This is a genomic window from Leuconostoc holzapfelii (assembly GCF_012396485.1).
Classification (GTDB): Bacteria; Bacillota; Bacilli; order Lactobacillales; family Lactobacillaceae; genus Leuconostoc; species Leuconostoc holzapfelii.
Genome location: NZ_JAAXPO010000004.1, coordinates 61,196 through 83,012, shown reverse-complemented (window position 1 = coordinate 83,012; position 21,817 = coordinate 61,196). Strand labels below are relative to the sequence as shown.

The window sequence follows — 21,817 nt, the reverse complement described above, 5'->3', positions numbered from 1 at the left end:
CGAGAGTTAATTCTTATTTTGTTAATTATAGGAAGTCATAATTATGTGGAAATACATTCTAAAAAGACTAGGTTGGCTTGTTTTTACGCTATTCTTGGTCATCACGGCGACGTTCTTCTTGATGCAAATCATGCCAGGGACGCCGTTTAACAACCCCAAGTTGACGCCAGATGCTTTGGCGCAATTAAAGGCAACCTATGGGTTGGACTTACCACTTTGGCAGCAATATTTAAACTATCTTATTGGTGCTGCACATGGTGATTTTGGGATTTCGTTCCAATATCAAAACCAACCAGTTAGCATGCTAATTGGCCAACGTTTGCCTGTTTCTGCTGCACTTGGCGCACAGGCCTTAGTGGTTGGTGTTGTGGCCGGTCTGATCATGGGTGCGGTATCTGCTCGTAACAAAAACAATAAGATTGACGGTGTTTTGGGCATCTTGTCAACGCTTGGTATCTCAGTACCCAGCTTTATTTTGGGGATTGTGTTGGTTTATCTCTTTGGTTTCCAATGGCCAATCTTCCCAGTGTCTGGTTGGGGGGATTCGTTCTCGGAAACTATTCTGCCAACTATTGCTTTGGCAGTTAGCCCCGCAGCCATTACCACACGTTTTGTCCGTTCAGAAATGATTGAATCATTGAGCTCGGATTACGTGCAATTAGCCAAGGCGAAAGGGCTTAGTGACAAGGAAATTGTCAATAAGCATGCGTATCGTAATTCAATGATTCCAGTCTTGACTTTGATTGGCCCAATGGCAGCTGGTTTGTTAACGGGTTCAACGTTGATTGAACAAATTTTCTCAATTCCAGGGATTGGGCAACAATTCGTCTTGTCCATTCCATCTAAGGATTTCCCAGTGATTATGGGGACTACGATTGTTTATGCGGCAATGTTAATGTTCATGATTTTGATTACAGATATACTCACGGCGATCGTTGATCCACGTGTTCGTTTGCAATAAGGAGGCTTATGATGGCAGCAAATACTGAAGATTTTGTCATCGTTGGCGCACAAAGCTCTGATGCCAACGAACATATTTCAAAGCCAGCCTTGTCATTTTGGCAAGATGCTTGGCGTCGCCTCAAGCTTAACAAGCTTGCGGTTATCTCGATGTGGTTTTTAATTTTTATTCTAGCTTTTGCCGTGGTGTCTAATATTTTTGTCCCACAAAAGGCAGCGAATGCATTTAATTCCGATAAAGTCGGTGTGTATAAGAACTTACCGCCCAATTCTGGTTTACCTATTCCAGGTTGGGACGGTAAAATCAAAGCACCAGGTGATACAACTGTGACAGATGTCTATGCCTCACAAGGTGTACCTGATGGGGAAAGATTTATTTTAGGGACTGACAATATTGGTCGATCAGTGGCCAAGCGTGTGATTGTCGGGCTACGGATTTCATTGTTGGTAGCCATTGTGGCAACGTTGATTGATTTGGTAATCGGTGTGGCCTATGGCGTCTTTTCTGGTTGGAAAGGCGGCTGGGTTGATAACGTGATGCAGCGTATCATTGAAATTTTGTCATCCATTCCTAACTTGATTATCGTGACGATGCTTGGTTTGTTACTTGGTAGTGGTATTTTGTCAATTATTTTGGCGATTGCGATGACGGGTTGGCTCAGCATGGCACGTCAAGTGCGTAACATGACCCTTTCATTGAAAGAACGTGACTATGTATTGGCTGCTAAAACTTTGGGTGAAAGTTCATCTAAAATTGCGGTTAAGCATTTGATTCCGAATATGGCGGGGACCATCATTGTGCAGATTATGATGACTGTACCAAGTGCCATCATGTTTGAAGCTGTTTTGTCAGCCATTAATTTGGGTGTGAAGCCACCAACAGCGTCATTGGGATCATTGATTTCTGATGCGCAAGCGATGTTGCAGTTCTACCCATATCAAGTATTAATTCCCTCAGCTATGTTGGTATTGATTTCGTTGGCCTTCATCCTGTTGGGTGACGGATTACGTGATGCATTTGACCCACGTGCGAGTGAAGATTAAGAGGTGTGCAAGATAATGAGTAATCCGATTTTAAAAGTTGAAAATTTGCACGTGAACTTCAACACGTATGCTGGGACAGTGCAAGCGATTCGTGATGTTTCGTTTGATTTAAATAAAGGTGAAACGTTAGCGATTGTTGGTGAATCAGGTTCAGGTAAGTCAGTGACGACTAAGACATTGATGGGGCTAAATGCCAAAAATGCTAGCATTCCTGATAATTCACGTCTGTTGTTTAAAGACCGTAATTTGCTTGATTTGACAGAAGAAGAATGGCAATCAGTTCGTGGAAATGAAATTGCCATGATTTTCCAAGATCCAATGACAAGTTTGGATCCCACGATGAAGATTGGGATGCAGATTGCAGAACCGCTCATGAAGCATCGTGAGATGAAAAAAGAAGATGCGTTAGCCCGCGCATTGGAGTTGATGCAGGGGGTTGGGATTCCTAACGCCGAAGAACACATCAACGATTATCCACATCAATGGTCTGGTGGGATGCGGCAACGTGCCGTGGTCGCCATTGCGTTGGCTGCTGATCCGGAAATATTGATTGCTGATGAACCAACGACAGCGCTGGATGTGACGATTCAAGCTCAAATTTTGACATTGATGAAGAAGCTACAACGTGAAACATCAAGTTCAATTATCTTCATCACCCATGATTTGGGTGTTGTGGCGGGTATGGCGGACCGCGTTGCCGTGATGTATGCCGGTAAAATTGTGGAATACGGGACAGTGGATGAAATCTTCTTTAATCCACAACACCCTTACACATGGGGCTTGCTTAACTCAATGCCAACCACTGATACAGCTGTGGGTACATTGGAAGCCATTCCAGGAACGCCACCTGATTTGTTAGAACCACCAAAGGGGGATGCGTTTGCCCCACGTAATGCTTTCGCATTGGCGATTGATTCAAAAGAAGAACCACCGTTCTTTAAAGTGAGCGACACCCACTATGCTGCAACTTGGCTATTAGATGAACGCGCACCAAAAGTAACACCACCGGCACAAATTCAAAAACGTTGGGCCCGTTGGCAAGAAATACAAGGACAGGAGGCTTAATCATGACTGAAGAAGCACCAAAGAAGTTAGTTGAGCTCAGAGACCTACAGTTGTATTTCAACCAAGGTAAAGCCAATGAAGTACGTGCAATTGATCACGTCAGTTTTGATATTTATGAAGGCGAAATCTTTGGTCTGGTGGGTGAATCAGGCTCAGGAAAGACCACAATTGGTCGGACAATCCTAAAGATTTACGAACAAACTGCTGGGGATATTTTATTCCAAGGCAAAGATGTGACGCATTTAAAAGGCAAACAACTCGCTGAGTTCCGAAAAGATGCGCAAATGATTTTCCAAGACCCACAGGCCAGTTTGAATGGGCGTATGAAAGTGCGCGACATTATTGCCGAAGGGATTGACGTCAACAAACTTGCCAGTTCTAAGGCGGAACGTGACCAAAAGGTGCAGGAGTTGTTGGATCTGGTTGGTTTGAACAAAGATCACGCCACCCGTTACCCCCACGAATTTTCGGGTGGGCAACGTCAACGTATCGGGATTGCCCGCGCGTTAGCGGTTGATCCAAAGTTCATCATTGCCGATGAACCAATCTCTGCGCTGGACGTCTCAATTCAAGCGCAAGTTGTGAATTTGATGAAAGAATTGCAAAAGAAGCACTCGTTAACTTATCTTTTCATCGCGCATGACTTGTCCATGGTGAAGTATATTTCTGATCGTATCGGGGTCATGCACTGGGGTAAATTGCTTGAAATCGGGTCTGCGGATGCGGTGTATAACCACCCCTTGCATCCGTATACGAAGAGTTTGCTCTCAGCGATTCCAGTCCCTGATCCAGAAGTGGAAAAGGCACGTCAACATTTGGAATACGATACCAGTATCGAAACTGACGGTAAAACGCGTGAAATGATTGAAGTCAACCCAGGTCACTTTGTTTTGGCCACACCTGAAGAAGCGGCGCAATATCAAGCGCAACAGGTTTAAGGGATTAAAAAGCTATAACAACTGTTTACCAGTTGTTATAGCTTTTTTATGATAGAAAAATGATAATAACGTGTGTTTGTTCAATAACTAGTGTATGATTGTAACTAATTACTAATAAAAAGGTGGGGAAACATGGTACGACAACAAGATGATTTTTATGACGCAGTGAATGGCGCTTGGGAAAAAACAGCGGTAATTCCTGACGATAAGCCACGAACAGGTGGTTTTAGCGATTTGTCTGATGAGATTGAAAAATGGTTACTGACGGTTACAGCAGACTGGCAAGCGGGGAAAAACTTGCCGGACTCACCGATTTTGTCACAATTTATTGCGTATCATCGTTTAGCCACTGATTTTGCGACTCGTGACCAACAAGGCACCCAACCCGTGCAAGCGTTATTGAAACAATATCAAAGTTACACTTCGTTTGCTGATTTTGCGCAACATATTGCCGAATTGGAAAAGCAAGGCTTACCCAATGCGCTGCCACTTGGTGTGGGACCTGATTTTAAAGATGCTCGGACCAATGTCTTATGGGCCAGCGCGATTAGTTTGGTCCTACCAGATACGACGTACTATGCACCTGGTCACGAACAAGGACAAGCTTTGTTAGCAAAGTTTCGGGCTGCGCAAACGGCCTTGCTGCCAAAATTTGGCTTTTCTGAGGCAGAAACGGCTGATTTAATTGACCGTTATCTGGCCTTTGATGCCCGTGCGGCTGCGGTCGTTTTGAGCCAAGAAGAAGGGCACGAGTATGCGAAGTTGTATCATCCGTATGCCTGGGCAGACTTTACGAAACTAGCCCCAGAATTGCCGTTAGACGCGATTTTAACGGCTTTGATTGGTCAGACACCCGATCAAGTAATTGTGCCTGAAGAACGCTTCTGGGCGGCGGCTAACCAATTCTTCTCAGAAGAGGCATGGCCACGCTTACAGGCGTACCTGATCCTGTCTGTTATCAATGATTTTACCAGCTATTTGTCGGATGATGTGCGTGTGCTTGGTGGACAATATCAGCGTGATTTGACGGGTACCCCGGAGGCGATGTCAGCGGATAAAGCTGCTTTTTATTTGGCAGCGCGGCCATTCAACCAAGCCATCGGCTACTATTATGCGCAAGAAAAGTTCTCACCAGCCGCCAAGGCCGATGTTGAAGCCAAAGTGGCCAAGATGATTGAGGTGTTCAAGCAACGCCTTCAAGCCAATGACTGGTTGCAAGCCGCAACCCGCGACAAAGCCATCACGAAATTAAATACCATCGTGCCACATATTGGCTATCCAGAACAACTCCCGGCGCGCTTGGCCAAAAAGGTGGTCCAACCAGGGGCGACGTTGCTCGAAACAGCGTTGCAATTCCGACAAGTGGAAATCGCGCATGAATGGGCCCAATGGCAACAGCCAGTCGATCGCAGCGAATGGCATATGCCAGCACACCTGGTGAATGCTTACTATGATCCTCAGCAAAACCAGATTGTCTTCCCAGCAGCAATCCTGCAAGCCCCATTTTATAGTTTGGCACAGTCGTCATCAGCGAACTATGGTGGGATTGGCGCAGTCATCGCCCATGAAATTTCGCATGCGTTTGATACGAATGGGGCGTCATTTGATGAGTTTGGGAGCTTGAAAAATTGGTGGACGGACGAAGACTTTGCTGCCTTTAAAGTGCGCACAGATCGGGTTGTCGCGCAGTTTGATGGTTTGGATTCCTATGGGGCGACAGTCAATGGCAAACTCACCGTGTCTGAAAATGTCGCTGATTTGGGTGGCTTGGCTGCGGCTTTAGCGGCTGCGGCTCAGGAGCCAGATTTCTCTGCCACCGACTTCTTTGAAAGTTGGGCAACGATTTGGCGGATGAAGGCGCGACCAGAATATATGCAGCTCCTCGCGGCCTCAGATCCACATGGGCCAGCAAAATTGCGTGTGAACGTTCAAGTGAAGAATTTTGACACGTTCTTTGACACCTTTAACGTTCAACCAAAAGATGAGATGTGGTTAGACCCAGCAAAACGGGTGCAGATTTGGTGATTGTTAATCATGAGATGCTATACATAAACAGGCCCTTGTCATAGCTGGCAAAGGCCTGTTTATGTATAGCCAGAGAAAAAGAGAAATCAAGTAGGAATTCTGATACAATAATATGTATTGATTTTTTGAAATGAGTAAGACGACATGTATGAAAAGATAATCCTACTAATTATTCAATTGTTGCTCGTCATTGTGATGGGGATCATGATTGTGTTAGCAACCCGAGCTTATTTGGGCCAGAAAAAGCCACTCTTTGAGCGGTTTGGTTTAGGGATGCTGATTGGCTTTTTCACGGACTTTGGCGATACCTTAGGGATTGGGTCTTTTGCGACCACCACAGCGGCTTTTCGCGCAACACATTATGTTGAAGATGATCGACAATTGCCTGGGACACTCAATGCGATGCATGCAATTCCGGTGATGGTCGAGGCGCTATTTTTCATCACGGCAGTGAAGGTTGAATTGAGCACATTACTACCAATGACCACCGCTGCTGTCGTAGGGGCGTATGTTGGGACACATGTGACGAAAAATTGGCATGCACCAACCGTGCAACGCGTCATGTCAGGGGCCTTGTTTATTGCAGTGGTGATTATGATTATTCGTATGATAACCAATCCCGGTGCTGACAATGCCCTAACGGTTCATGGGCTACATGGTTGGTGGCTCGTATTAGGCATCGCGTTTAATCTTGGTGTTGGGATTTTGATGACCATGGGATTGGGCAATTATGCCCCTGAATTGATCTTTTTCTCGCTGATGGGTGTGAACCCAGCAATCGCATTTCCAGTAATGATGTTAGATGCGGCGTTGATTATGCCAACAACAGCTTGGAATGTGATTAAGATGGACCGGATTTCATGGCGAGGATTTGCCGGTGTGACGATTGGTGGGGTACTTGGGGTCATTGTTGCGGCCAAGTTTTTCACCAGTATGGACATCAATTTATTAAAAAAATTGATTGTGGTTGTCTCACTATGGACGGCAGTTGGCTTACTACGTGACTCATTTAAAACGAATTGGAAAAAAGTTCACTAAAAGGGTTGTCAAAGAGGCAAATATTTGATATTATTATATAGTTGTTTGAGACATGGGAGTGTAGCGAAGTCTGGCTAAACGCGACGGACTGTAACTCCGTTCCTTCGGGTTCGTAGGTTCGAATCCTACCGCTCCCATAGCCGATTAATAGTTAACGGCGAAATAAATTAACTATTGCCCCTTCGCCAAGCGGTAAGGCAGCGGTTTTTGGTACCGCCATGCGCTGGTTCGAATCCAGCAGGGGCAATTTAAAAAGGCCGGCATACATCATCATGTATGCCGGATTTTTATTGTTTATGATTTAGGGGCGTGCAGGACAAGGCCGTGTTCTGGGGTGCGGGCATTAATCACAATGTCTTCCACGCGGAAAATGCGCGTTAATTGGTCTGGTGTGAAGAAGTTTTTCTTCTCGGCAATTTGACGCAGCGATTTACCAGTACGCAAGGATTCTTTGGCGATCTTGGCAGCCTCTTGGTAACCGATAATCGGGGCCATCGCTGTTGCAAAACTAGCCGACAAATCAATATCTTGGGCCAGGCGGGCTTTATTGCTTGTAATGCCATCAATGGCGTTAACTCGTAAGGTATGCATGGCAGCCGTTAAGTGTTCGATGCCGGCAAATAATGAGCGAAAAACAATGGGCTCAAACGCATTGAGTTCGAGCTGCCCAGCTTCAGCCGCTGCGGTAATGGTGGCATCAAAACCAAACATTTCAAAGGCCACTTGGTTAACCACTTCAGGAATCACAGGATTAATTTTACCGGGCATAATAGATGATCCGGCTTGCTGGGCAGGGAGATTAATTTCTGATAGACCCGAACGCGGACCCGAACTCAGTAAGCGCAAATCGTTGGCAATCTTTGACAGACTCATCGCAAGTGTCTTTAACGTGCCAGACAAAGCGACAAAACTGTCTAAGTTCTGTGTGGCGTCAAAGAGGTCATGCGCTTGTTGTAAAGGCAGCCCGGTGATGCCGGCTAAGTTAGGCACGATATGCACTTGGTAATGATAACTGACATTAATGCCTGACCCAATGGCAGAGCCGCCCATGTTGAGCAAATATAAACCATCACGTGCTGTTGAAATACGTACAGTGTCGCGCCGGAGTGGTTTGAGCCAAGCGTGAAAACTATTACCTAACGTCATCGGTACCGCATCTTGGAGTTGGGTGCGTCCCATCTTATAAGTCGCTGAAAACTCATCGGCTTTATTACCCAAGGCATCGATTAACGCTTGTAATTCGCTCAATAGTGGCGCCAATAAGCGTAAAAGTGCGATTTTTCCGGCACTAGGGTATGTGTCGTTGGTACTTTGGCCCATATTGACATGGTCATTTGGATTGATATAGCTGTAGTCGCCGCGTGCGCGACCAGTCTGTTCCAAAGCGACGTTGGCGATCACCTCGTTGACATTCATATTCGTCGAGGTGCCGGCACCGCCTTGAATATCGCTAATCGGGAAGTAGTCAGGGGTGATGGGTTGGGTGAGTAACTGTTTTGTAGCGCGGACAATGTGTTTTGCCACTGAACGGTCAAGGTTACCAGACGTTGCATTGGTTTGCGCTGCTGCTTGCTTGATTTCCAAAAATGCGCGAATTAACTCTGGGTGGGTGACTTGGGCTGCGATGGGAAAATTGTGCAAGGCCCGCTGTGTGTGAATGCCATAATAGGCAGTTTGAGGAATGTTAAGTGGACCCAAAGAGTCGGTTTCGGTACGCATGATAGTCTCCTTCGTGAATTGCTATGGTTATATTCTATATCGATGACACGCGCTGCCCGTCAAACATGTTACCTATTATGACATCATAATGGACTTGGTGGTGGCGTGATGTCATGTTAGTGGGTCCGCAGCCCAATCAAAAAAGCGTGTGGGAACACGCTTTTTAAGGGTGGGGCACTTCTAATATTTGAACGGTATTGTCAGCTTGACCAATGACCACACGATCCACCACGTCAGTGAAGAGTCCATGTTCGACCACACCGACCATTTTGATCAGTTCATCGCCCAAAGCACGCGGTTGCTCAATTTCTGGTAAGTGTAAATCAATCAGGAAGTTAGCCGAGTCCGTGCGCACAGGATTACCGTTTTGGTCTAATCGCCAAGTTGGCTGGAAGCCTTCGGCGGCAAAACGTTTAAACAATTGATTAGCGCCATAAGGAATGACTTCCACGGGTAAATACTGGTTGAGTTTATCAACACGCTTGCTGGCATCAACGACCCAGATGTTTTCTAACGAGTTGAATGCCACAATTTTTTCCCACAAGAGTGCTGCGCCCCCGCCTTTAATGGCAGAGAAATCATCAGCGATTTGATCCGCGCCATCAATTGTTAAATCAATTTTTTCTACGTCGTCAACGTTGTACATAGGAATGCCGAGTTGGGCAGCATTGCGGCGTGTTTTTTCAGAAGTGGCCACTCCGACAATTTTTAGATTTTCTTGCGCGACACGTTCACCCAGTGCCTGAATGACATGCGCAATAGTTGAGCCAGACCCAATGCCAACGACCATGCCATCTTGGACGAATTGCGCGGCATGGTGGCCAGCCAGCATCTTTTGTTGTTCTTGGGTCATGGTTTGTACTGAATCTCCTCGTATTTTGCTGGGTTATAGAAAAAAGCTTTCCGGGCATATGAACAGATAGGATGAACGGTCATCCCCTTGGCCCGAGCTTCGTCTACAACGGCATCAAGCAGTGCTGCCGCAACCCCTTGACCACGTAATGAGGGGTCGACGTTGGTGGTATTCACGGCAAAAGTTTGACCATCATTAATGGTTGAATAGGTAATTTGAGCAAGTGTTTTGTCGCCTGCTTGCAAAAAATATCGGCCAGGTTCGTGTTGAAAGTCCATGATGCTGCTCCTTTTCGTTGATATTTGGTGGACAACCGATGATCGACAGTCCAATACTTATCTTATTATACCCCAGGAGCTCAGGATTAGGTGTGCCGCGCGCCGAAAAATTGCCGGCAATGGGTAGTTTTTTACCGTATAATACAGAGTAAGTAAAAATACAATTATTGGAGGAAAGATACTAACGGGCAGTCTCGGTGGCTGGTCTTGGTATTAAATGAATCATGCGTGGATTTGAAATTGTCTCAACAAAGGCTAACGACGGGCTTAATTTACCAAAGCGGAGTACGCAAGCAGCGGCTGGTTATGATTTTGAAGCATCGGCAGACATTGTGATTCCTAGTGTATTGAGCAATCCTTTTTTTCGTGGCTTAAACATCTTATCACTCGGCAAATTAAAAAATGTGCATGACAATGAGGACTTGCAAGGCCTACTCAAGCCGGTCCTGGTGCCAACAGGGATTAAGGCTTATATGGGCGAAGGCGAGTATCTGCAATTGGTATCACGTTCAAGCGGACCGATTAAAAAGCGTATCATGATGCCGAATGCGGTGGGGATTGTTGATGCTGATTATTATAACAACCCAAGTAACGAAGGTGAAATTTTCTTCCAATTCATTAATTTTGGCGTGAAAGATGTCGTGATTAAAAAAGGTGAACGGATTGGTCAAGGGATTTTCTTGCCATATCTCTTAGCTGATGGGGATGATCAGGTTGAAAAGGCGCAACGTCAAGGTGGCTTTGGCTCAACAGGTCAGAATTAAGTGATTAAATGGCTGATGAACAAAATGATATCGTGATACGTCAAGCAACTCGAGATTTTAAGTTACGGGTGACAGGTGTCTTGCTGGATGCGGCTGGCAATATTGCCGTTAATACAGCACCACAGCAAGATTGTGTGTTTTTACCGGGTGGGAAAGTGAAGTTTGGCGAAACAAGCCAAGCAGCCATTGTCCGCGAATTTATCGAGGAATTGGGCATCATTGTCCGTGCTGAACGCTTGCTAGCAGTGACTGAAAATTTATTTTCTATTGCCGAGAAGCAAGTTACCGAAATTGGCATGACTTGGTTAGTCACGCGGGTTAATCAAACGCAGTGGGGTGCAAGAGACGGCTGGGAACAGGCGGTGATATGGCGTTCGCCAACCGCGCTTGACGATTTGAAACCTGTTGTTTTACAGCCGGTGTTACGTGACTTGCCATTGCAACCAGTACATTTGATGTATCATCAGAAATAGTTGGTAAGGGGCCGTATATGCAACATAAAATAGGTGTTTTAGCAGATGTACATGGTAATTTAACCGCCTTAGAGGCGGTTATTGCTGATGCAAAAAATCAAGGTGTCACTGAATTCTGGTCGCTAGGAGACATCGCCACCTATGGCCCCAATACGGTTGCGAGTTATCGTCTATTGCATCAAGAAAATACGACAGTGTTTTTACAAGGTAATTGGGAATCGAGTTACCAAGAATACGAGCGCGCAACGGCGGTTGATTTGGACGATGCCGCTGAAGTTGCATTTTTAAATTGGATGGCACGTGATTATGCGCAATTTACAGTCGCTGAGATCGCACAAATTCAGCAATTACCAATTGCGACAACGATTGAACGTTTTGGCCGCCATTTTCACTTATCACATCACACCCCCACACAAAATTATGGGGATGCACTACTGGCTGATGCGCCACAAGAAAATTTCAATCAGATGTTAACAGGGCGCGATGCGGACATGGCGATTTACGCCCACATTCATGCGCAAATCATGCGCACAGATGCAGTGACGCAAGTGGACAATCATTTTCAAATGCATCGCATTCTAAATACTGGGACTGTCGGTCAGTCTTATCAACTTACCCCCCAAGGGATGGTCGCGCAATACTTAGTGCTCACATTAGATGATGTTGTTGGTGTCGTGAGTACGGACTTTAGGCGTGTGAATTTTGATACGCAATTAGAAATATCACGCGCACAGTCTGTTGACTGGCCGTTCGCGGCGGAATACGTGTGCATGTTACAAACAGGTCGTTTCACACGTGATCGTGATAGTTTGCGTGAGAATGACAAATTTTTGATGTATCAAACCCAAGCCAAACACTTTTTAACACAACTAAAGGAGAGACATAATCGCTAAAGTTAAAACACAATTTATTTGTTCAAACTGTGGGTTTACTTCGGCCCGATACCTAGGACGTTGTTCCAACTGTGGTGAATGGGGGACGTTTGTCGAAGAGAAGATACTCCCAGACATCAATGATCGGAAAAGTCGCGTCAGTTTAGATGGGCAACAAGCTAAAGTTGAAAAAATCAATGAAGTGACCTCTGAAATGACGCCGCGCGTGGCGACCAATCTTCAAGAATTAAATCGCGTGTTAGGCGGTGGGGTGGTTCCAGGTTCAATGGTGCTGATTGGTGGTGATCCAGGCATTGGGAAATCCACCCTTTTGCTCCAAGTTTCTGGCCAACTGGCGCATGAAGGTCGCGTGTTATATGTGACCGGGGAAGAGTCTGCCACGCAAGTCAAGCTACGAGCCGACCGTCTGGGCGTGGGCAATGATGAATTTTACCTCTATCCAGAAACGGATATGACGGCAATTAAAAAGCAAATTGAGTCGTTGCAGCCAGATTTTGTCGTGATTGATTCGGTGCAAACCATGCAGGAACCGGATGTGACCTCAGCGATTGGGTCTGTGTCACAAATTCGTGAAGTCACGGCGGATTTATTACAAATTGCTAAAACGAATAACATTTCCGTGTTCATCGTTGGCCACGTGACCAAGGATGGTGCGATTGCTGGGCCAAAGATTTTGGAGCACATGGTGGACACCGTGCTGTATTTTGAAGGTGATAGTAATTATAAATACCGCATTTTACGGGCGGTAAAAAACCGGTTTGGTGCTACTAATGAATTGGGGATTTTTGAAATGCGTGACGGTGGTTTGATTGAAGTCGCCAACCCATCAGAAATATTTTTGGAAGAACGATTAGCTGGGGCAACAGGCTCGGCTATCGTGGTCGCCTTAGAAGGTTCACGCCCAATTTTAGTGGAGTTACAAGCTTTGGTGACGCCAACAGTCTTTGGCAACGCGCAACGGACGGCCTCCGGATTAGATCGTAACCGTGTGTCGTTAATCATGGCTGTTTTGGAAAAGCGCGCCAACCTCTTGTTGCAAAATCAAGATGCTTATCTGAAAGCTGCCGGTGGGGTCAAGCTAGATGAACCAGCCATTGATTTGGCGATTGCCGTGGCGCTGGCTAGTTCTTATCATGATAAAGAGTCGCGGCCAAGTGATGTTTTCGTCGGTGAAATCGGATTGACTGGGGAAATTCGGAGTGTGGCTGATATTGAAAGCCGTTTGAAGGAAGCCCGCAAGCTCGGCTTCAAACGGGCGATTGTGCCAAAGAACAACTTGAATGGCGTTGCTTTACCTGACGGCATTCAAGTGATTGGTGTGGCGACGTTGCGTGAAGCCTTGCAATTGGCGTTAGATTAAAGGGGATAACATGTGGGATCTGATTCCTGGTGACTGATTTATTGCGGTGCATAATGGGTTATATCGTTATGTTTCACGTGAAACAGGGTATCGGGGGCGCTGGTGGTTAGGGTGTATGATGGCCACTATTCTGCTGGTGTTCAAATTGGGACAGGTTGGCTGCTGTTACTAGTTGGTTTTAGCGATGCGTTGATCTGGTGGGGAAAAGTCGCCGTTATGGCAATCCTGCTCATGATCATGGCAGGATTGGGATGGGTCATATATCACTGGTTAACGATGGTGAGGCATTTAACACGACCACAAGATGAGCTGACCCAATCTCATCGTCACTAGACAAATTAATAACGTTTAAAGGGCAGGTTAACCACCTGGCCTTTTGTTTTGTGAAAATGAGGCCCATTGGAATTTTGCCAAGGGAATGTTGTACAATAGAGTAGATAAATAACGGGATAAACCGTGTAACTGAGGAGGAAATGTGTGTCGCCTGATTGATTGGCTGCACACTTTATATCACATGACAGAAGACATTCGTGTTCGCTATGCCCCATCACCAACAGGACATTTACATATTGGTAACGCGCGTACCGCAATCTTTAACTGGCTTTTTGCGCGCCATTACAACGGACAATTTATTATCCGTATTGAAGATACTGATTTGGCGCGTAATATCGCTGACGGGGAAAAGTCACAATTAGAGAATTTGGCTTGGCTTGGTTTAGACTGGGATGAATCACCAGAAAAGCCTGGCGCTTACGGCCCATACCGCCAATCAGAACGTAACGCCCAAGGCATTTACCAACCATTTATTGATGAATTGTTGGCAAAGGGCTTGGCGTATAAGTCTTATAAGACATCTGAACAACTGGCTGCTGAACGTGAAGCGCAACAAGCCGCTAAGCAAGCCCCACATTATGTCTATGAATATGAAGGTTTGACGGACGCAGAACGTGAAGCCAAGTATGCTGAATTTGAAGCACAGGGCCTAAAGCCAGTCATTCGTTTCCGTGTCCCCGAAGAAAAGGTTTATGCTTGGGATGACATCGTGAAGGGGCATATCGAAATCGGTGCCAAGGAAATTGGTGGTGACTGGGTCATTCAAAAAGCCGATGGGATGCCAACGTATAACTTTGCGGTGGTTGTCGATGATCATTTGATGAAGATTTCTCACGTGTTGCGTGGGGATGATCACGTCTCAAACACACCCAAGCAAATGATGATTTTTGAAGCGTTGGGTTGGGATGTCCCAAAGTTTGGGCACATGGCTTTGATTATCAACGGTGAGACAGGTAAAAAGTTGTCAAAGCGTGATGAAAACGTGTTGCAATTCGTGGAACAATACAAGGCATTGGGTTATCAACCACAAGCCATGGTGAACTTTATTGGTTTGTTAGGTTGGTCACCAAAGGGTGAAGATGAAATCTTCTCACTTGAAGAATTCACGCAAATGTTTGACGAAAAGCGTCTGTCAAAGGCCAACGCTAAGTTTGACCAAAAGAAGTTGGAATGGATTAACAACCAATGGATGCGTCGTGATTTGGATCAAGTGATGCCACAATTGATTCAAGAATTGGTGAATGCCGACTTAATTAGTGCAGAAGATGCGGAAACGAAGCGCGATTGGTTAACACAAGTCATTAAAGTTGCCGGTGTGGAAGGTATTTCATACACACGCGAAATTGTTGACTTAGTACGTCGCCCCTTCTTTGAACTCAGTGACGTAACAGATGAAATGGTCGATTATCTCACCTCTGATGACGGTCGTCAGGTCTTTGCAGCTTGGGAAAAAGCGTATACAGCTTTGCCAGAATCAGCGACCGCAGAAGACTATATGACGGTGATTCGTGAGATTCAAAGCACACTTGAAATCAAGGGTCGCAACTTGTGGAATCCAATTCGTATCGCGACAACCCATGAAGTGCAAGGACCAAACTTGCCAGAAATGTTAGTCGTATTGGAAAAAGACAAGGTCCTAGCAACCATGGCCGATGTCAAAGCAAAATACTTAGCCTGAAAATAAAAACGTCTGCTGTTGTTTGGTGATGACCAAGCAATTGCAGACGTTTTTGTCCTTAATGACGCGACTTTTGTCATCGCTTGCTCTACAATAGGGATAAACAGCGCACAGATATGAAAGCAAAGGTGATTGAGATGAAGGCAGTTGAAATGTTAGATTATGGTGCACCAGAGGTGTTAGTAGACACGAATACCGCACCCCAGCCAGTGTTGAAGCCTAAACAGGTACTGGTCAAGCAACATGCGACCGCTATTGACCCATACGATGTCAAGTTTCGTCAAGGGTTAATGGGCACAGACAAGCCAACGCCGCTCATTCCGGGGTCATCGGTGGCGGGTGTTGTCGTGGCTATTGGCTCGGAAGTGACTGAATTTGCAATTGGGGACCGTGTTGCTGCATCGACGCATTTAAAAAGTTATGCGGCACTAGTGGCCGTTGGGCAGTCTTTGCTGGCCAAGATTCCCGCTCAAGTGAGTGATGTACAAGCCGCGGCGTCAGTACTCGGGGCCCAAACGGGTTATCAAATGATCATGACAGATTTAGCCATCCAGCCAGGGGAAACCGTGTTAATTCATGGCGGGGCAGGTGCCGTTGGTATGATGGCGATTCAATTGGCTAAGCGGCAAGGTGCCGGACAGATCTACACGACGGCACATGGTGCGGGCGCAGCAGCCATTCGAGCCATTGATCCGACCATACAGGTCATTGATTATCAGACCACAACGTTAACCGAAGCCATGCCAGACGGTGTAGATGCTGTTTTAGATACGATTGGTGGGGAAACGTTGCGCGCATCGTGCCAGGTGTTGAAACCAGATGGCCGGTTGGTGTCGCTTGTTGACAGTGTTGATGACCCACGAGTGACGCAAAGTTATTTGCAAGCCAGTGGGGCACAATTGGCGGCGCTATTAGCCTTGATTGCTGATGGACAGGTCACGCTGTTAATTGCAGACGAGCGCCCGTTTAACGCGGCCAACGTGAGATATTTTCAAACATTACACCATGTGGTTGGGAAGTTGGTCTTAACCTTTGATTAGATGAAAAAGTATATCTTTTTGAGATATACTTTTATTTTGTAAGTTAAAGTGATTTTTTTCACTTAAGTGGTAAAAAAAGTGCCAATTCGTCAAGATAAAAGTTTACAAATCCAAAAAAAACAGTTACAATTTACTTGTAAAATAATTCACATGAAAAAGGAGCATAGTTAAAATGAAAGCTGCAGTAGTACGTGAAAATCCCGATGGATATGTTGATTTGATTGACGATTGGACACCAAAGCCTTTGGCCTTTGGTGAGGCTTTAGTAGATATGGAATACGTTGGCTTGTGTCACACTGATTTGCACGTGGCCGGTGCGGACTTTGGTAACCCGAATGAATTAGGCCAACGCAATGGTAACTTCCGTCGCGTGATTGGGCATGAAGGTGTGGGGCGTGTGTCAAAGTTGGCCGAAGGGGCTGAAGATTATTTGAAGATTGGTGATCGCGTTTCGATTGCTTGGTTCTATGATGCTTGTGGTGTGTGTGACTTTTGTGTCAGTGGCAACGAAACATTCTGCCGTAAGGTTCGCAACTCAGGTTATACGGTGGATGGTGCCATGTCACAACAAGCAGTGGTTAACGCCAAGTATGCGGTTAAAGTGCCAGAAGGTTTGGACCCTGTTGAAGCCACTTCAATTACTTGTGCCGGTGTGACAATGTACAAGTCATTGAAGGTCGGTGAGACGAAGCCTGGGCAATGGGTATCAGTGCATGGTGCCGGTGGTTTAGGTAATTTGGCGGTTCAATATGCCCACAATGTCTTCGGCGCACACGTTGCCGTCATTGACGGCAACGAAGACAAGTTGGCAGCTGCGCGCGAAAATGGTGCGGAAGTCTTGATTAACCGTAAGCAAGTGGCTGATGTAGCGGCTGAAGTGCAAAAAGCAACCGGCGGCGTGCACAACGCGCAGGTGACAGCGGTGAATGCTGCGGCCTTTGATCAAGCTGTTGATTCACTACGCCCAATGGGGAAGTTGGTTGCGGTGGCTTTGCCACAAGGTAACATGGCCTTGAATATTGCTAAAACGGTCTTGGATGGCATTGAAGTCCGCGGTTCATTGGTGGGAACACGTGCCGACCTGAAGGAAGCCTTCCAATTTGGCGCAGAAGGTAAGGTAAAGCCAATTGTTGAAAAGGTTGCCTTTTCAGAGATGAATGCCGTGATTGATGAAATGAAGGCAGGTAAAATCACTGGACGTAAAGTCTTTGACTTTACGACGTTGTAAAAATAGACAAAATCGTCACGTGTGTGGCGATTTTTTGTTCGGCATAGCCACGCGCACAATGGTTTCAGTCATAGCAGTTTTGGTGTGCCTGTGTTAGAATTGGGTAACAAATGTATTGGAGGAAATGTGCTGTTTTCCGAGTGGAAGCAGGACAGTGATAAGGCATGCCGTACTTTACTCAACAACTTTTTAATGGTCAACGTGATCGTATTTTGCGTGTTGTCGATACTGCCAGTGAAGATCAAGCAACAGCTGGCTTTATTCATCTTTTCGATGAACGGCGCGTTTATGATTTTGACTATGCGACAGAATTAACAGAAGGTCGCATCACCCAAGCTGAATTTGATGAAGAGGGCGAAGCCAACAACACATTCAGTGTGAATTTCATGCCAATCGCTAACGATGATGACGACATTCCTAGTGAGGTCTTTGAAGAATGGGCTGCGTTAATTGGCCGTGAGTATGCCCTCATGCCACATGTGCACATCAATATGTATCAACAGGCCTTGAAGCCTGAAATTGAACAAATTGACAAACCAACGTTTGAAGAACGCTTATTGGAATTAGTGACGCGTATTTTGGGGTCATCAGTTGTGGGATTTGCTGAGAAATCACTCACTTTATTCCCAAGTTATTTAGTGCAAGAACAACAAGAAACGCAGCCGACACAAGGCCCTACAACACAGATTATCTTGCCCGACTAAATAATAAGAAAATTGACAAAAAATAAGAATTATCTTAAAATTTAGGTAAGTTAATAAAGCGATGACAAGTCAATTCTGGCTGACATAACGTCAAACGGGACGCGAATCTCTGTTTGTCGCACCCTGCTAATCACAGTGATTAACAGGGCTTTTTATTGGCAAAGACTTGAAAAGGATAGCTACAGCGTGCTGATGACTGTAGACAGACGTATGATATGACGAATAAACAGCTCGTTTTACAAACAGATTTTGGCTTGCAGGACGGGGCCGTGAGCTCAATGCGTGGTGTCGCCTATTCCGTGGCGGATAACATCACCATTAGTGATTTAACCCATGGGATTACGCCGTTTAATATTTTTGAGGGCTCATTTCGCCTCTTTCAAACGGTAAATTACTGGCCAGCGGGGACGGTCTTTGTGTCGGTGGTGGATCCAGGCGTGGGATCAAAACGGTTGTCTATTATTGCTAAAACGACAGCGGGACATTACATTGTGACCCCAGATAACGGCACACTTTCTCACTTAATTGCTCATGGTTTGATTGAAAGTGCACGAGTGATTAACGAAACAACGCAACGTTTGCCTGGGTCAGAAAAATCAGCCACATTTCACGGCCGAGATATCTATGCGTATAACGGCGCGCAACTGGCCAGTGGTCAAGTACGCTATGAGTCTTATCAGCAAGTCGTACCGGTCGAACAATTAGTGCAGCTGCCGATTCACCCAGGGCAATATCAAGCCACGCCAGCTGATGAACCACAAGTCGTGGGCAATATCGATATTACTGATGTCAATTTTGGTTCATTGTGGTCAAATATTCCAGTGCGTGAATTTGAAAAACTCAGCTTGACGTATGGTGACACATTGGCCGTTCAGATTAAGCATCAAGGGCGTGTGATGTTTGAAGCAGCGTTACCTTATGTGCACACCTTTACGGATGTGGCACCAGGTGAACCTTTGATTTACATTAATTCGGTGTACACTGTGGCGCTGGGGGTTCATACCGGCAGTTTTGAACAAATGTATCATGTGGGTGCGGGTCCGGATTGGGCGGTAACCCTCACTAAAAAAATGTGACATCAGGTAGAAAGAGAGGAAAAAATAATGGTAAAGCAAAAAAAGTCAGATGGCCTGTCAGTGCGATCAGTTGTGGCAACTGGTATTGGCGCAGCGGTCTTCTTCGTACTCATGAAGTTTATCGCTATTCCAACAGGTGTTCCCAATACGACCATTAACGTTGCGGAAGGTTGGTTAGCCTTAATTGCGGGTCTGTTCGGCCCAGTTGTTGGTTTGTTGGTTGGTTTGATTGGGCACACGTTAAATGATGCCGTGACCTATGGTGCGCCTTGGTGGTCTTGGGTGCTGGCTGATGGGATCTTTGGCTTACTTTTGGGTCTTAGCAAAAGAAGCCTCGCGTTGGCATATGGTGAGCTAACCACGAAGAAAATTGTGCAATTCAACCTTTGGCAGGCAGTATCAAACCTTGTTGTATGGGTGATCATTGCACCAATCGGCGATATATTAATTTATAAGGAAGCTGCCCAAAAGGTTTTTCTTCAAGGTGCAGTAGCGGCTGTCGTGAATACATTATCCGTGGCAATTATTGGGACGTTGTTATTAGTGGCTTATGTGAAGTCACGCCCCAAAAAGAGTAGTCTACGTCGCGAATAAATCAAGCAAGCTGAGCTTGCGTACATAAGATTATTAAGGCAGAATCATGACAACCCCAATCATCGACTTACAACATGTGACATTTAAATATCATGCCCAAGCAGAACCGACGTTACATGACGTGAGTTTGCAAATTTTCCCTGGCGAAAAAGTCTTAATTGCTGGTGCTTCTGGTTCGGGAAAGACGACCTTATTACGGTTACTCAATGGTTTAATCCCGCATGCTTATACGGGCGATCTAACCGGAGAACTCACGCTTAATGGGCGTGCCATTTTAGACCAGACGTTATCTGAGCTCTCATTACAAGCAGGCACCGTCTTGCAAGATTCAGATGCCCAGTTTGTTGGGTTGACGGTGGCGGAAGATATCGCGTTTGCGTTAGAAAACGACCATCGCCCAGTTGCCGAGATTAAACAAGCTGTGGCTACTTGGGCGCGCCGATTCGGGTTAGGTGCGCGGTTAGATTTAACACCACAAATGCTTTCTGGTGGGCAAAAACAACGGACTGCCATGGCGGGTGTGTTAGTCGATGACGGGAAGTTACTGTTATTTGATGAACCTTTAGCAAGTCTTGATCCAGCAGCGGGTTGGGAAGCAATGACCATGATCGATGGGTTACAGGCCGCACGTGATTTAACGGTGGTGATTATTGAACATCGCATTGAGGAAGTTTTGCGAGCCAACGTAGATCGTATGATTGTGATGTCGGCAGGGCGCATCGTTGCCAATGATACGCCAACGGCTATCTTACAGGCCGGTATTTTACCACAATATGGATTAGATGAACCGCTGTATATTCAACTGCTACGCCAAGCACAGGTAGATGTTAGACAGTTACCGGACGTGGCGGATGTCCAACGCGTAGATGTGGCGGCACACGCCACAGCGATTGCCCAATTACGGGTCCCGATTCAGCCATCAGTGCACACACAACCGCAACTCCAAATTGCTCACTTGGATTTTCAATATGACAAAAACCAACCGCTCTTTGAGCAATTTAACACCACAATTCATCAAGGCGAAATATTAGGTATTGTTGGGAAAAATGGTTCAGGGAAGACAACGTTATCGCACTTATTAACAGGGTTTTTAATGCCGGATGCCGGTGATATTCAACTTGATGGCCAGTCGGTCTTGTCCCAATCCATTAAAACACGTGCCGAAAACATTGGTTATGTGTTGCAAAATCCGAACCACATGCTCACGAAAAGCACGGTGTATGACGAAGTGGCCAGTGGGCTGGTGTTGCGTGAAGTGACCACTGACGAAATTGAGACGCGCGTGCGCGCGGTGTTGCGGTTGTTGGATCTTGATGAGATGCGCAACTGGCCGATCGCTGCGTTAAGTTTTGGCCAAAAAAAACGGGTCACCATCGCAGCAGTCTTGGTACTGTCACCAAAAATTTTGATTTTAGATGAACCGACAGCTGGGCAAGATGCAACGCATACGCAAGAATTGTTGACATTTTTAACCAAAATTAATCAACAAGAACAAGTGACGATTGTTATCATTACCCATGATATGCATTTGCTGGCGAATTTTGTCCAACGCGCCTTAGTGGTAGTTGACGGCCAGCTTTTGGCGGATACGACACCGGCTGAATTATTAGCTGATGAGGCATTAGTCAAAGCAGCAAGCTTGCGGACCACAAGTATCTATCAATTAGCAGCACGGTTACAGATTGCGCGTCCCGAGGAGTTAAATGCCGCCATTCAGCAGCAGACACATGGATACAACAAAGTGTAAGAGATCA

Annotated in this window: 21 protein-coding genes and 2 tRNA genes; 20 read left to right on the top strand and 3 right to left on the bottom strand. The window is 46.0% G+C overall.

Features of this window, described 5'->3' with window-relative positions; all coding sequences use genetic code 11:
* Nucleotides 1–43: 43 nt before the first annotated feature.
* The 8 genes from HF966_RS04405 to HF966_RS04370 all read left to right on the top strand — a co-directional run bounded on the left by HF966_RS04405 (nucleotide 44) and on the right by HF966_RS04370 (nucleotide 7,317).
* Nucleotides 44–961: an ABC transporter permease gene (locus tag HF966_RS04405; protein WP_168676591.1), complete on the top strand. Its 918-nt coding sequence runs from the start codon at nucleotides 44–46 to the stop codon at nucleotides 959–961.
* 11 nt (nucleotides 962–972) lie between these two features.
* Complete coding sequence (locus HF966_RS04400; protein ID WP_168676786.1) at nucleotides 973–2,004, top strand: ABC transporter permease; 1,032 nt, start codon at nucleotides 973–975, stop codon at nucleotides 2,002–2,004.
* Nucleotides 2,005–2,019: 15 nt separating this feature from the next.
* On the top strand, nucleotides 2,020–3,069 hold the full coding sequence (locus HF966_RS04395) for an ABC transporter ATP-binding protein (RefSeq protein ID WP_168676589.1): 1,050 nt from the start codon (nucleotides 2,020–2,022) through the stop codon (nucleotides 3,067–3,069).
* A gap of 2 nt (nucleotides 3,070–3,071) precedes the next feature.
* Entirely contained in the window at nucleotides 3,072–4,007 is a 936-nt protein-coding gene (locus HF966_RS04390; RefSeq protein WP_168676588.1) for an ABC transporter ATP-binding protein, read from the top strand.
* Between the two features lie 132 nt (nucleotides 4,008–4,139).
* Nucleotides 4,140–6,032 carry a M13-type metalloendopeptidase gene (locus HF966_RS04385; RefSeq protein ID WP_168676586.1) on the top strand — a complete coding sequence of 631 codons (1,893 nt, stop codon included), beginning with the start codon at nucleotides 4,140–4,142 and terminating at the stop codon, nucleotides 6,030–6,032.
* Nucleotides 6,033–6,176: 144 nt separating this feature from the next.
* The gene (locus HF966_RS04380) at nucleotides 6,177–7,070 is read left to right on the top strand and encodes a sulfite exporter TauE/SafE family protein (RefSeq protein WP_168676584.1); all 894 of its coding nucleotides are present in this window, start codon (nucleotides 6,177–6,179) and stop codon (nucleotides 7,068–7,070) included.
* A 54-nt stretch (nucleotides 7,071–7,124) separates the two neighbouring features.
* A tRNA-Tyr gene (locus HF966_RS04375) sits at nucleotides 7,125–7,207 on the top strand.
* 38 nt (nucleotides 7,208–7,245) lie between these two features.
* Nucleotides 7,246–7,317: transfer RNA gene (locus HF966_RS04370), tRNA-Gln, on the top strand.
* 47 nt (nucleotides 7,318–7,364) lie between these two features.
* Here the strand turns inward: HF966_RS04370 and HF966_RS04365 are convergent.
* The 3 genes from HF966_RS04365 to HF966_RS04355 form a co-directional block, all read right to left on the bottom strand.
* Nucleotides 7,365–8,789: an aspartate ammonia-lyase gene (locus HF966_RS04365; protein ID WP_168676583.1), complete on the bottom strand. Its 1,425-nt coding sequence runs from the start codon at nucleotides 8,787–8,789 to the stop codon at nucleotides 7,365–7,367.
* A 163-nt stretch (nucleotides 8,790–8,952) separates the two neighbouring features.
* On the bottom strand, nucleotides 8,953–9,642 hold the full coding sequence (gene rpiA / locus HF966_RS04360; RefSeq protein ID WP_168676582.1) for a ribose-5-phosphate isomerase RpiA: 690 nt from the start codon (nucleotides 9,640–9,642) through the stop codon (nucleotides 8,953–8,955).
* A complete protein-coding gene (locus HF966_RS04355) occupies nucleotides 9,639–9,920 on the bottom strand; it encodes a GNAT family N-acetyltransferase (RefSeq protein WP_168676580.1) in 282 nt (93 codons plus the stop codon). The genes rpiA and HF966_RS04355 overlap by 4 nt, the downstream gene beginning before the upstream one ends.
* Before the next feature lie 224 nt (nucleotides 9,921–10,144).
* Here HF966_RS04355 and HF966_RS04350 point away from each other — a divergent pair, with 224 nt between their 5' ends.
* From HF966_RS04350 to HF966_RS04295, 12 genes are all read left to right on the top strand, one after another.
* Complete coding sequence (locus HF966_RS04350) at nucleotides 10,145–10,684, top strand: dCTP deaminase/dUTPase family protein (RefSeq protein ID WP_168676579.1); 540 nt, start codon at nucleotides 10,145–10,147, stop codon at nucleotides 10,682–10,684.
* An 8-nt stretch (nucleotides 10,685–10,692) separates the two neighbouring features.
* Nucleotides 10,693–11,157: an NUDIX hydrolase gene (locus HF966_RS04345; RefSeq protein ID WP_168676577.1), complete on the top strand. Its 465-nt coding sequence runs from the start codon at nucleotides 10,693–10,695 to the stop codon at nucleotides 11,155–11,157.
* A 17-nt stretch (nucleotides 11,158–11,174) separates the two neighbouring features.
* Entirely contained in the window at nucleotides 11,175–12,050 is an 876-nt protein-coding gene (locus HF966_RS04340) for a metallophosphoesterase family protein (RefSeq protein ID WP_168676576.1), read from the top strand.
* Nucleotides 12,043–13,410 carry a DNA repair protein RadA gene (gene radA / locus HF966_RS04335; protein WP_168676784.1) on the top strand — a complete coding sequence of 456 codons (1,368 nt, stop codon included), beginning with the start codon at nucleotides 12,043–12,045 and terminating at the stop codon, nucleotides 13,408–13,410. The genes HF966_RS04340 and radA overlap by 8 nt, the downstream gene beginning before the upstream one ends.
* Before the next feature lie 111 nt (nucleotides 13,411–13,521).
* Nucleotides 13,522–13,743, top strand: a complete 222-nt coding sequence (locus HF966_RS04330; RefSeq protein WP_168676575.1) for a hypothetical protein — start codon at nucleotides 13,522–13,524, stop codon at nucleotides 13,741–13,743.
* Nucleotides 13,744–13,924: 181 nt separating this feature from the next.
* A complete protein-coding gene (gene gltX / locus HF966_RS04325; protein WP_168676573.1) occupies nucleotides 13,925–15,421 on the top strand; it encodes a glutamate--tRNA ligase in 1,497 nt (498 codons plus the stop codon).
* 137 nt (nucleotides 15,422–15,558) lie between these two features.
* The gene (locus HF966_RS04320; RefSeq protein WP_168676572.1) at nucleotides 15,559–16,461 is read left to right on the top strand and encodes an NADP-dependent oxidoreductase; all 903 of its coding nucleotides are present in this window, start codon (nucleotides 15,559–15,561) and stop codon (nucleotides 16,459–16,461) included.
* 172 nt (nucleotides 16,462–16,633) lie between these two features.
* Nucleotides 16,634–17,689: an alcohol dehydrogenase AdhP gene (gene adhP / locus HF966_RS04315; RefSeq protein ID WP_168676571.1), complete on the top strand. Its 1,056-nt coding sequence runs from the start codon at nucleotides 16,634–16,636 to the stop codon at nucleotides 17,687–17,689.
* A 164-nt stretch (nucleotides 17,690–17,853) separates the two neighbouring features.
* Nucleotides 17,854–18,393 carry a hypothetical protein gene (locus HF966_RS04310; RefSeq protein WP_168676569.1) on the top strand — a complete coding sequence of 180 codons (540 nt, stop codon included), beginning with the start codon at nucleotides 17,854–17,856 and terminating at the stop codon, nucleotides 18,391–18,393.
* 215 nt (nucleotides 18,394–18,608) lie between these two features.
* The gene (locus HF966_RS04305) at nucleotides 18,609–19,469 is read left to right on the top strand and encodes an SAM hydrolase/SAM-dependent halogenase family protein (RefSeq protein ID WP_168676568.1); all 861 of its coding nucleotides are present in this window, start codon (nucleotides 18,609–18,611) and stop codon (nucleotides 19,467–19,469) included.
* Between the two features lie 27 nt (nucleotides 19,470–19,496).
* Nucleotides 19,497–20,063: an ECF-type riboflavin transporter substrate-binding protein gene (locus HF966_RS04300; protein WP_168676567.1), complete on the top strand. Its 567-nt coding sequence runs from the start codon at nucleotides 19,497–19,499 to the stop codon at nucleotides 20,061–20,063.
* Between the two features lie 46 nt (nucleotides 20,064–20,109).
* Complete coding sequence (locus HF966_RS04295) at nucleotides 20,110–21,810, top strand: ABC transporter ATP-binding protein (RefSeq protein ID WP_168676566.1); 1,701 nt, start codon at nucleotides 20,110–20,112, stop codon at nucleotides 21,808–21,810.
* Nucleotides 21,811–21,817: the final 7 nt, after the last annotated feature.

Coding starts and splice junctions, on each gene's coding strand:
- HF966_RS04405 (WP_168676591.1), top strand. CDS start 44: ATGTGGAAATACATTCTAAAAAGACTAGGTTGGCTTGTTTTTACGCTA.
- HF966_RS04400 (WP_168676786.1), top strand. CDS start 973: ATGGCAGCAAATACTGAAGATTTTGTCATCGTTGGCGCACAAAGCTCT.
- HF966_RS04395 (WP_168676589.1), top strand. CDS start 2,020: ATGAGTAATCCGATTTTAAAAGTTGAAAATTTGCACGTGAACTTCAAC.
- HF966_RS04390 (WP_168676588.1), top strand. CDS start 3,072: ATGACTGAAGAAGCACCAAAGAAGTTAGTTGAGCTCAGAGACCTACAG.
- HF966_RS04385 (WP_168676586.1), top strand. CDS start 4,140: ATGGTACGACAACAAGATGATTTTTATGACGCAGTGAATGGCGCTTGG.
- HF966_RS04380 (WP_168676584.1), top strand. CDS start 6,177: ATGTATGAAAAGATAATCCTACTAATTATTCAATTGTTGCTCGTCATT.
- HF966_RS04365 (WP_168676583.1), bottom strand. CDS start 8,789: ATGCGTACCGAAACCGACTCTTTGGGTCCACTTAACATTCCTCAAACT.
- rpiA (WP_168676582.1), bottom strand. CDS start 9,642: ATGACCCAAGAACAACAAAAGATGCTGGCTGGCCACCATGCCGCGCAA.
- HF966_RS04355 (WP_168676580.1), bottom strand. CDS start 9,920: ATGGACTTTCAACACGAACCTGGCCGATATTTTTTGCAAGCAGGCGAC.
- HF966_RS04350 (WP_168676579.1), top strand. CDS start 10,145: ATGCGTGGATTTGAAATTGTCTCAACAAAGGCTAACGACGGGCTTAAT.
- HF966_RS04345 (WP_168676577.1), top strand. CDS start 10,693: ATGGCTGATGAACAAAATGATATCGTGATACGTCAAGCAACTCGAGAT.
- HF966_RS04340 (WP_168676576.1), top strand. CDS start 11,175: ATGCAACATAAAATAGGTGTTTTAGCAGATGTACATGGTAATTTAACC.
- gltX (WP_168676573.1), top strand. CDS start 13,925: ATGACAGAAGACATTCGTGTTCGCTATGCCCCATCACCAACAGGACAT.
- HF966_RS04320 (WP_168676572.1), top strand. CDS start 15,559: ATGAAGGCAGTTGAAATGTTAGATTATGGTGCACCAGAGGTGTTAGTA.
- adhP (WP_168676571.1), top strand. CDS start 16,634: ATGAAAGCTGCAGTAGTACGTGAAAATCCCGATGGATATGTTGATTTG.
- HF966_RS04310 (WP_168676569.1), top strand. CDS start 17,854: ATGCCGTACTTTACTCAACAACTTTTTAATGGTCAACGTGATCGTATT.
- HF966_RS04305 (WP_168676568.1), top strand. CDS start 18,609: ATGACGAATAAACAGCTCGTTTTACAAACAGATTTTGGCTTGCAGGAC.
- HF966_RS04300 (WP_168676567.1), top strand. CDS start 19,497: ATGGTAAAGCAAAAAAAGTCAGATGGCCTGTCAGTGCGATCAGTTGTG.
- HF966_RS04295 (WP_168676566.1), top strand. CDS start 20,110: ATGACAACCCCAATCATCGACTTACAACATGTGACATTTAAATATCAT.